7 protein-coding genes are annotated in these 10104 nt (G+C 70.8%); 2 read left to right on the forward strand and 5 right to left on the reverse strand.

Annotation, left to right across the window (positions count from 1 at the left end; translation table 11 throughout):
* Positions 1-87: 87 nt before the first annotated feature.
* Positions 88-414 (reverse strand): transposase, encoded by a 327-nt coding sequence (locus B9S58_RS14935; protein ID WP_103531634.1) that lies wholly within the window; start codon positions 412-414, stop codon positions 88-90.
* 417 nt (positions 415-831) lie between these two features.
* Between B9S58_RS14935 and B9S58_RS14940 the strand changes: the two genes are divergently transcribed.
* Both B9S58_RS14940 and B9S58_RS14945 read left to right on the forward strand, forming a co-directional pair.
* Positions 832-1986 carry an oxygenase MpaB family protein gene (locus tag B9S58_RS14940; protein WP_258044516.1) on the forward strand — a complete coding sequence of 385 codons (1155 nt, stop codon included), beginning with the start codon at positions 832-834 and terminating at the stop codon, positions 1984-1986.
* A 105-nt stretch (positions 1987-2091) separates the two neighbouring features.
* On the forward strand, positions 2092-2448 hold the full coding sequence (locus B9S58_RS14945) for a hypothetical protein (RefSeq protein WP_146063506.1): 357 nt from the start codon (positions 2092-2094) through the stop codon (positions 2446-2448).
* A 164-nt stretch (positions 2449-2612) separates the two neighbouring features.
* Here the strand turns inward: B9S58_RS14945 and B9S58_RS14950 are convergent, their stop codons facing one another.
* The 4 genes from B9S58_RS14950 to B9S58_RS14975 all read right to left on the reverse strand — a co-directional run bounded on the left by B9S58_RS14950 (position 2613) and on the right by B9S58_RS14975 (position 10004).
* Positions 2613-3578 (reverse strand): hypothetical protein, encoded by a 966-nt coding sequence (locus tag B9S58_RS14950; RefSeq protein ID WP_146063507.1) that lies wholly within the window; start codon positions 3576-3578, stop codon positions 2613-2615.
* On the reverse strand, positions 3575-3979 hold the full coding sequence (locus B9S58_RS14955; RefSeq protein WP_181009315.1) for a hypothetical protein: 405 nt from the start codon (positions 3977-3979) through the stop codon (positions 3575-3577). Before B9S58_RS14955 ends, B9S58_RS14950 begins: the two co-directional genes overlap by 4 nt.
* Positions 3976-7437, reverse strand: a complete 3462-nt coding sequence (locus tag B9S58_RS14960) for a DNA polymerase III subunit alpha (protein ID WP_103532602.1) — start codon at positions 7435-7437, stop codon at positions 3976-3978. Before B9S58_RS14960 ends, B9S58_RS14955 begins: the two co-directional genes overlap by 4 nt.
* Positions 7438-8336: 899 nt before the next feature.
* Positions 8337-10004 carry an IS1182 family transposase gene (locus B9S58_RS14975; RefSeq protein ID WP_181009235.1) on the reverse strand — a complete coding sequence of 556 codons (1668 nt, stop codon included), beginning with the start codon at positions 10002-10004 and terminating at the stop codon, positions 8337-8339.
* Positions 10005-10104 lie beyond the last annotated feature (100 nt).

Genomic DNA, 10104 nt, shown 5'->3' on the forward strand with positions numbered 1-10104 from the left:
AGGGGGCGATCTTGCAGTCGTGCTCGGTGAGCGTTCTGCAGATCGGCTCGACCCCGCCGAAGCGGTCCCGGTGCTCGTCGATGAACGCTACGAGCGTGTGTGTGGCCGGTCGAGCTCGGCCGCGAAGAAACTCGCCGCCGCCTTCAGGATCTCGTTCGCCCGCTTCAGCTCGGCGACCTCCTTCTTCAGCGCCTTGAGCTGGGCCGATTCCTCCGTCGTCGTCCCCGGCCGTGTCCCCGCGTCGATCTCGTGCTGCTTGATCCAGTTCCGCAGCGTCTCGCGGGAGCCGATACCGAGCTTCTCCGCGACCGCCTGCAGGGCGGCCGTCTCGGTCGGGTAGTCGCCGCGCACCTCGGCGGCCATGCGCACCGCACGACGGCGGAGCTCAAGCGGATAACGGGAAGGTCGTGCCATGACTCGATCCTTTCATGAAATCGAGTCTCTATTCGACACGGGGCGGTTCAGTTTCGTCGACCCCAGAGCCGGTGGTCGCCCGGCTGCGGCCCGGTAACACGGGCAGCACAACACGCCACCGACCGAGGCGACAGTCTCTGCGCACTCTCTGATTCACGCGGGGCGCACGCCCCCTTACTCCTATCGGGTGACCAACTCGCGGCGACGATTGCGGCAAGATCGAAGTGAGGTGTTCTTGCCGCACGAGTCCTTCTCATTCATGCCCATCGAGCAGCCCGCACGAGGGGCCTCCCTCTGCGAGAGCGGCAATCCAGGGTCTTCTCGCGCAGCACCAAGGGGCGCCCCCTGGGCGGGAGCGCGTCTGTGCGCAGGTCACCCATTGCACGGTCAATTGGATACATACCGAGGAGTATTGCTATGGCGTTGACATCGGCAACGGTTGCGGCTCAGTTGGAGGCTGCGAGCAAGGTCGGAGATCCTGCGGCTGACGCGCTGGTGACCGACCTCCTCAAGAACAGGGAGGTCGACGGGATCAACGCCCTGTTCCGGACGATCGGAACGCTCAAGCCCGACACGGATTTGTCGCGGCTTCCCGATCGGCTGGCCCAGTTCCTGCGGGAGGCAGCCACCCCGCCGCCGGACTGGAGCGAGGCAGACGTCAAGGCCGCCGAGGGCTTCTTCGCCCACCACCACGGCACCGCCTCGATGCTGCAGGGCACCGTGGGGCTCATCGGCACCTACCTCGCACCCACCGGGGCATTCACTCTGCGCTCCACCGGCCGGCTGGGAGGTGTTGAGGGACCGGGCCGAAGGCTGTCGCAGTCCTCCCGGTTGTTCCTCGACATGGGCAACAAGAACGCCATGCGCGACGGGACCCTGGCCGCCACCGTCACGAAGGTGCGCCTCGTGCACGCCTCGGTCAGGCAACTGCACAAGCAGAGCGGCCAATGGGACTACGACAAGTGGGGCGAGCCCGTCTCCCAGAAATACACCACCGGCGCTGCCTGCGTCTTCAGCACCCAGATCCTGCAGGGCATGAGGAATCTCGGCATCGATGTCTCCGGCGACGACGCCCGCGGCTTCATGTGCGCCTGGCACTACGTCAACCACTACCTCGGCACGCCGGAGAAGTGGCAGCTGCCCAAGGACGCGGACGAGGCAGAGCGGCTGTGGAACCAGGAGCGGGAGACGGAGTGGAAGAGGACTGACGACGGTGTCTTCATGACCGCCCAGGCCATCAAGTTCTACCGCGACCTTCTGAAGCCCGGCGCCAGTGACGCCTACATCGCGCTGACCCGCGTTGCGCTCACCGACAAGTACGCGGACATGGCCGGCTTGCCCAAGAGCCCCCTCGACCTCGCGGGCAAGCCGCTCGCCGCAGGCCACGGCCTCGTCAGCGGAACGGCCGGCGGCCTCTTCGGCGGAGCCGCCCAGCGGACCGTCGGTGTCAACCCCTACAAGGACCTCCTTGGAGTCGCCTCGAAGGCGTTCAACGAGATCGAGCAGTACGCACTCACCCACGACCAGGACGACCAGCCTCAGATGCACCAGGAACTCAACGACAACCGCTGACCCCCGGCTCCCACCCTCCCAATAGAACCGCCAAGCACACTGGAGCACCGTGCGCTTGGCGGCTGCGGCTCCTCACGTGCCCCAGTTCAGCTCAACACGCTGAACTTGACAGAGAAGGCCAAGCCCGCCGGCAGTGTGTACCCGTTCGGCAGCCGGACCGTGTGGCGCAAGATCCGGCACGCGGACACCACCGACGCGCGGGTGGCCGGCTCCGTCGGCCCCCGCCGCCGCCCGCGCCGTCTCGCGCTTCTCCCGGCCGGGGAGGACCGGCCCCGCTTGTCGGCGCCGCTGGACGCGGTCCTGGCCGCCCGGCTGGGCGCGCTCCTGGCCGACGCCCCCGAGGCGGGTGAGCACCGCACCGAGACGGGCGAGACGTACACCGCGCTCGCCACCGACCTCGTGGTCGAGGTGCTCGCCGGGACGGGCCGCCACGGCACGCTGACCGTCGTACGGGCCCGCTGACCCCCCGGCCCGCCCGCCCAGGGCCCGGCAGGGCGCAGCAGGGGGTCGGGCAGGCGCGGCCGGGACGGGCGCAGCAGGGGTTCATAGAAGGGGGCGGGGGCCTGGCGGCCCGGGGCGCGGCGGTGCTGTCACCGGCTGGGATTCTGTCCTGATAGGAAGCCTGCTCAAGCGGCCGTGATCGCGGCGGCCGGTCCGACCGTGCCTGGCCCGTAGCGCTTGTTGATGGCGTCAAGGATCGGCTCGACACCCACTCGCGCTTCGCGTACAGGATCGAAGGTCAGCTGCGTTGGAGCCTGCGCGCGGTCGACGGCCTCAGCGGTCAGCGAGAGCCGCCTGATCCGGGCGCGCTGCAGTCCGAAGCCATCCAGGACCGCGTAGACGGCCTGGCGCACATCATCGGTGTGCGCGGAGGCCGCTGGCAGGGTCCGGCTCTTCGCCAGGTCGCGCCGGTCGGCCGTGCGGACCGTGACGGTGATCGTGCGCGTGGCTTGTCCGCGGGAGCGGAGCCGGGCGGCGACATCTGTGGCCAGCCGCAGCGCGGTGGCGCGCAGGCCGGGCCCGTCGAGGACATCGCTGGGGAAGTCCGCCCGCGCGCTGGTCGACGACATTACGCGGCCGACTGTGACGGGACGGCGGTCGATACCACGGGCGCGTTCTTGGAGAGCCGTCCCCGGCCGGCCGAGGACCCGCGTCACTGTGGCGGTGGGCAGCTCGGCGAGCCGGCCGACGGTGTCGACGCCCAGCTGCCGGAGCTGGATCACCTGGGCGCGGCGGATTCCGTACAGGTCGTCAATCGCCCGCGGACCGAGGAACATGTCGACCTCTGCCGGCCTCACCTGCAGCAGTCCCTTGGCTCCGGCATGGGTGGCGGCCATGGCCGCCACTGACCAGGACGGGCCGATCCCCACAGCCGTGTCCAGGCCGTACAGGGCGAGAGCCTGGATCCGGACCCGGTGCGCAAGGTCGACCGGGGCAGCGTCGAACAGCCGCAGCGCGCCGGACATCTCCGCGATCGCAGCCGAGGGAGGCAGCGCCTGGACGACAGGTGTGAACCGACCGAGTACCTCCATCAGCTCCGGCAGCCCGTCCGGACGGTGAAGCCGGATGTGGAAGAGCACCTGCTGCCTCACGCCCGCCACCCCCTTCCCGCGACCACCAGCTCAGGAGGACCTGCGCTCGCGAACCCGCTGTTGTCCAAGGCCGGGAGGGCACGAGGAGCGGTGGGTTCCCTGCCGGGGCCGTGCGGGAATCGACGAACCCACTGGATTCGGTTCGGCCCGGCAGCGGCCGCCGCCCGGACACTGTGGTGCGCGGCGGCGCGGAGCTGGACGAGGCGGGCGATCTCGGCGGTGCGGTTCCAGAAGCGGAGGGCGCCGGTGACGTCGAGGACGGTGCTGTCGGGTTCGAGGAGCTGAACCTGTGGGGTGACCTGTTCCAGCAGGGGGCGCAGGTCTTCCAGGCGGGCGGGGTCGGGCAGTTCGAACCGCAGGTGGACGATATGCCGCGGCTGACGGGCGGTTGTGGTGGTCATCCGGCACTTCCGGGGGAGCGGTGGCCGAGGCGGCGGAGGTCGGCGGTGCGGGTGCCGGCGGGCTGGAGGTCGGCGTAGGGGTGGAGGCGGGCTCCGGCGGTGCCGTCGGTCAAGGTCCGGCCCCCGCTGCTCGGGGCTGGGCTGGTGGATCTGGCGGGGGTCGGGGCCGGGGTGGTGGTGCCGAGGAGGTCGAGGGCGGCCTGGGGGCCGTGGTCGCGGCGTGCGGTGGCGACCTGGTCGAGGTCCCAGGCCTGCTCGCCGACGACGGTGCGGCGCGGCCCGCGAGCGGTGACCGTGCCCCTCACCAGCAGGAGCCCGGAGTGGAAAACGGTGTGCGCGCACCGGTCGTGAGAATCCTGAAAGAACGCGAGATCGACCAGGCCGCTCCCATCCTCCAGCGTGACGAAGATGATCCTTTTCCCCGACGGGATCGGCGGGGTCTGGGTGGAGGCGCGGACTCCGGCGACCAAGACCTTCTGGCCCGGGTGCAGGGTGGACAGGTGTGCGGCGTCGGTCGCGCCGAGCTCCCGCAGCAGCCGGTGATGGTGGTCCATGAGGTGGTGGGTGACGTCGATGGACAGCACTTCCAGCTCGGCGTCGAGGGTCTCTCGGCCGGTCATCTCCGGCAGCCCGCTCGGCGTCGTCGTGACCAGCTCGCCGCCGATCGGGAGCTGACCTTCCCCGGCGCGCCGGGCGCGCTGGTGGCGGTGGAGTTCGGTGGCCTGGAGCAGGAGGTCGCGGCGGGTCAGGGTGCCGCGCAGCGTGTCCAGGGCGCCGATCCGGATGAGGTGCTGGACGGTGGGGAGCGCGGGGCGGGCCCGCTGCCAGAGGTCCTGGAGCGATGAGTACGGGCGGGAGGCGGCCAGCCGGGCCGCTTCGTCCTCGCCGATCCCCTTCACTCCGGACAGCGACAGCCGCACCCCCCACCCCTGCCCGGTCTCCACGACCCGGTACGCGGTGTCGGATTCGTTGACGTCGACCGGGAGAACCGGCACTCCGTGGCGGCGGGCATCGGAGACCAGGACGCGGGCGTCCCACATGCCGGGGTCGTGCTCCAGAACCCCCGCGTACAGGGCGGCGGGGTGGTGCGCCTTCAGCCACGCCGACTGCACCGCGGGCACCGCGAACGCGACCGCATGGGCGCGGCAGAAGCCGTACGCCCCGAACTCCTTGATCACCGACCACACCTCGTCGACGACCTCGGGGGTGTAGCGGCCGCTCGCGGCTGCGGCCCGCCGGAACCAGGTTTCGACGGCGGGGAGTCGGTCGGGGTCGGCGAGGGCGCGGCGGGCGACGTCGCCGGCGGCCCGGTCGCAGCCCGTCATCCGGGACAGGATCGCGATGATCTGCTCGTGCCAGATCACGACGCCGCCGGTGTCGTCGAGGATCGGTACGAGGTCGGGGTGCGGGTAGTGCGGGGCACCGCCGTGGCGGGCTGCGATGAACCGCGCCGGCATGCCCCCGGCGACCGGCCCGGGGCGGAACAGGGAGATGTCGGCGATGACGTCCTGGAGATGCCTCGGCTGGAGCCTGGAGAGCAGGTCAAGCTGCCCGGGTGACTCGATCTGGAAGCAGCCCAGGGTGTCGGCGGCGCGGATCAGTTCGAACGTGGCCTGGTCGTTGAGGTCGACGTGGTCGGGGCTGTCGAGGTCGAGCTGCCGCCCGGTCGTCCGGCGGATCTCGGCGACCGCGTGCGCCATTGCGGACTGCATCCGCACGCCGAGGACGTCGAGCTTCAGCAGGCCGAGCCCTTCGAGCTCGACGTCTTCCTTGTCGGCCTGGACCATCGGGTAGCCGCCCGGCGTCGGCTGCACCGGCACCCGGTCCAACAGAGTGGTGTTGGAGAGGATGACGCCGCAGGGGTGCATCGCGTACCCGCGGGGAAGGCCGTCGAGGCCTTCGGCGAGCTCCCACAACGGCCCGAACTCGTCCGCCCGTGCGGCCAGGTCCCGCAGCTCGGGCAGCTCGGCCAGGGCGGAGCGGATGTCGCGGGCCCTGATGTGGGGAAAGGCCTTTGCGATCTCGGCGATCTGCTGCGGCGGCATCCCGAGGGCGAGCCCGGTGTCCCGCAGGGCGTGCCGGGCCCGGTAGGTCTCCGGCATTCCCGTCACCGCGACCCGCTCGCGCCCGAACCGGGCAATGATCTTGTCGTAGACCTCCAGGCGGCGGGCGGACTCCACGTCCAGGTCGATGTCGGGCAGGCTCGTGCGCCGCTCGGACAGGAATCTCTCGAAGAGGAGCCGGTGTTCCAGCGGGTTGGCCGTCGCGACGAACAGTGCGTGGTTGACCATCGATCCGGCGCCGGAGCCTCGCGCTGCCACGCGGATACCCATCGACCGGGCGTCCGCGACGACCTGCGCCACCGCGAGGAAGTACCCCTCGTAGCCGAGGCGGGCGATCACGCCGAACTCGTACTCCAGCTGGACCGCGGCGCGTTTGTCGTGGTCCAGGCCGCAGGCGTTCATCCCGGCCTCGCACCGCTGCCGGAGCAGTCGCATCGCGTCCCCCGGCCCCGCGTCGGTGCCGACAGCCTCCGGCTCGGGGAAGTGCGGGCGGCCCATCCCGAGATCCGTCACCGGGTCGACGCGGCAGCTGTCGGCGGTCGCCTCGGTCTCGGCGAGCAGCGCGGACGCCCGCTCCGGCCCAGTGCCGGCGGCCTCCGCGATTCGCCAGGCGATCTTGACCATGGCCTCGGTGCCCTTGAGCCACCGCTCCCCGCCGTCCAGGGCCCGGGAATCGACCGGCCGCAGCAGGCGTGCGGAGTCCAGGACGTCTGCGATCCGGTGCTGGTCGGGGTCGGCGTAGCGGACCGCGTTCGACACGACCACCGGCACTTTGTGCTCGTCGCCGAGCTGGAGCGTGCGGGCGGCCAGGCGCAGGGAACCGGGGCCGGTGCCCTGCCGACCCAGCCACACCGCCTCCAGCCGCAACCCCGCCCCGGCGACCGACCGCCACGGCTCCAGCAGCCGCCCGGCCACGTCCGGACGCCCCGCGGACAGCGCCCGCACCGGCTCGGACACCGGCCCGAGCAACACCACCAGGTCCTCGCCCGTGACGTACTCCTGAAGCACCGGCCACCCCACCACCGGCACCCCGTCCACCGGTGCGGCGTGCGCGGCCGACACGATCCGGCACAACCGCGCCCACCCCGATGCGTTCCGCGCGAGCAGCGTGATCCGGTGCTCCGCCTCCAGCACGTGGGCCCCGCCCCGGACGGGGGTGCGCCGGCGGGGCGCTGGGCCGGGCGGTGTGTACGGGGCGACGGCGACCTCGACGCCGAAGACGGGCCGGACACCGGCGGCCGCGGCCGCGTGCGCGAACCGCACCGCCCCCGCGACGGTGTCCCGGTCGGTCAGCGCCAGGGTCCCGATGCCCCGCTCGGCGGCCCGGCGTACGAGATCGGCGGGCAGGGACCCGCCGTAGCGGGCCGAGTACCCGGACGAGACGTGGAGGTGCACTCCGCTCACGAAGCACCACCCGTCTCACACATCGAACAGTTCCAGCCATCCGGCTGGATACCACCAGAGTATTCGAACGAAGGTTCGAGCGCGATTCGAGAGAACCGACCCGCAGTACCGCCACCAGGACACATGCCCCGTAGCCGCCACGTAGCTCTCAGTGGCTCAGCGCACTTCACCTGCGGCGGAGACGCTCGGAATCCTGGCTGCCCTGGCGTCCGCAGGGCTCGGCTTCGAGTTCGTCAACCCGCTCGGCCCCGACGACATCGACGCTGAGTGCGCGCAGGAGGTGAGCAACGGGGTGCTTCTGTGGCTGATCGGAACAGAACGGAAAGACCTCCACTCCGTCGACCGCCCGCAGCTCCTCACCGCGAGGCTGAAACCGACGGAAAAGACTGGTTCAGGTCGTGCCTGCGATTCACAGCCGCCGCCTACGGCCGCAGCTCCGGGTTCCGGCAGGATCTTGCCGTCGAGGCTGCCGCGGCCCAGCGGGGTGCGCGACGAGCGGTTCGATCATCATGGTGGCGAGGGCCGGGTCACCGGCATCGCCTCAAGCCGGTTGGCCGAGAGGCCAGAGAGGGAGACCCGGTGGTCAATTCCGTGGTTGATGTGGTCGTCGACGTGGTCCCGTTGCTGATGTGACCGCTGATCGCGTGGGCCGGCTGGAACACGTTGCGCAGGCCGGACGAGATTCCCCATGTCGCGTCGGGCGGACCCCCGTGGACACGGCACTGCTGGTCGGTCGGTTTCGTGCTGCTCGGGGGCACGGTCACGGCCCTCGGCGGGTTCGGCCTCGCCGGACGCGAGGAGGCCTGGCTGGTGGGCCTAGCGCGCCTGATCGCCGTGGGGCTCGTCGTCCTGTCAGTGAGCGACTCTGTCGGGAATCTTGAGGACGGGGGTCACTTTCCCTGCCGCCACCACAGGGGTCGGGGCAGGTCGCGTGCGTCGAGGTACTGCTGGAACGCGGTGGGAGGGCGGGGACGGTAGGGGCTGTTGGCGGGTTCCTGAAGGCTGAGTCGCTCGACGTTGATCGCGAGTGCGGTCAGGATGTGTTGGACGTGGGTCTTGGCCCGTCCGCGGTAGCGGCACCGGCGGCCGTGGTGGCCGTCCGCGAATTCCTCGATGGTGCCCTCGGCCCCCGAGCGCCGCGCGTAGAGCCGGCGCCAGTCCGTGTCCTGCTGGTCGGCGCGGTTCTTGGCCTGGAGTTCGTGCAGGTGGCGGGCGGGAAAGTAGAGGCTGCGGAAGGGGCCTGGGGTGCATTTAGCCTGTTCGGGGCAGCGGCCGCACTGGCGGGCGTCGAACCGGACGGTGACCTTGGTCGGCGCTGCCACGGGGAGGTCCTGCCAGTTGCCGCTGACCTGTCCGTTGGGGCAGGTGACCTCGCGTCGGTCGAAGTCGATGATGAAGTTGTCCCTGCCGAAGCCGTCCCGGGCTCGGTGTTGCGGGCTGGTGTTGGGCGCGAGCGGTCCGATCAGGTCGACGCGGTGGAGGCGGGCGGCGGAGTCCATGCCGGCCACGGAGGTGTAGCCGCCGTCGACCAGGTGCTTCCCCGGCAGCAGACGCAACCTCCTGAGACGGGCGTGGATGCCGGGCAGTGCTTGGCTGTCCGCGCTGGAGACGACAGTGGCCACGTCGGTGATCAGGTTGACGTGCTTGTCATCGCAGGTCTCGGTCACGTGTACGAGGTAGCCGTTCCAGCGAGTGTCGCCGCGCATGGTGCAGCGGGCCTCGGTCTCGTACGGGGAGGTGATCCGGACTCGGGAGGGCGGCTGGCCGTCGCGCTTCGTGCGCGGCCGGAACCGGCCCTTGGCGTCCACCAGGAAGTGCTGCACCAGAATCGCCCGGAGCACCTTCGCCTGCGGCAAAACGGTGCCGCCGGGGAAGTGTGTGTCGAGATGGTGCAGCAGTTCGCGGGCGTCGTTGCCCGCCTGCTCGAGGCGGGCAACGGGGTGACTGGGCTGGGAGCATAAGCGCACCGGCCGCCCGTAGCGCGTCGCCCACTCGGCCGTGACCAGGTCATCCAGCAGCTCCGGCGCCTGGCGGGCCACCTCCTCCAGCGCGGCGCGGACCGCCTCGGTCACCAGCTCCAGACGGGTCAACTCCCGGGCAGCGGACAGGACGTGGGTGGAGTCGGTGCGCTGCGTGACGCGCCCCTTGAGTAGGCCGGCCCGCCGGATCCGGGTGAGCGCCAGGCCCAGCAGCCGGTCGGCACGGTCGCCTTCGGCCAGTCGGTCACGGAAGTCGGACAGGACACTGTGATGGAAGCCTGGGTCCTCCAGCTCCAGCCCGAGGGCGTACTTGAAGTCGATCCGGCAGCGCACCGCCTCAGCGGCCTGGCGGTCGGAGAGATTCATCGCGTACTGCAGCACGCAGACGGTGGCCAGCTGCGCGGGTGAGAGCCCGGGCCGGCCATCACGCGGGTACCAGGCGGCGAAGTCCTCATCGCTCCACAGACCGTCGAGGCGGTCACGGATCCACATCGCGGTGGTGCCCCGGGGGTTGCTGGCCCGGGCGACACGCACGGTCAGCGGCGGGATCTTGGCTCCGGAAGAGGGCTGGAGGGACAATACGGGCTCCTGAAGAACGCGGACGGCACGATCCACCGAGCCTGGCGCAGCACCACGATCGTTTGCTGCCCGTCCTCAAGATTCCCGACAGAGTCACTCA

This window comes from Streptomyces sp. SM11 (genome assembly GCF_002910905.1).
Taxonomy (GTDB): domain Bacteria; phylum Actinomycetota; class Actinomycetes; order Streptomycetales; family Streptomycetaceae; genus Streptomyces.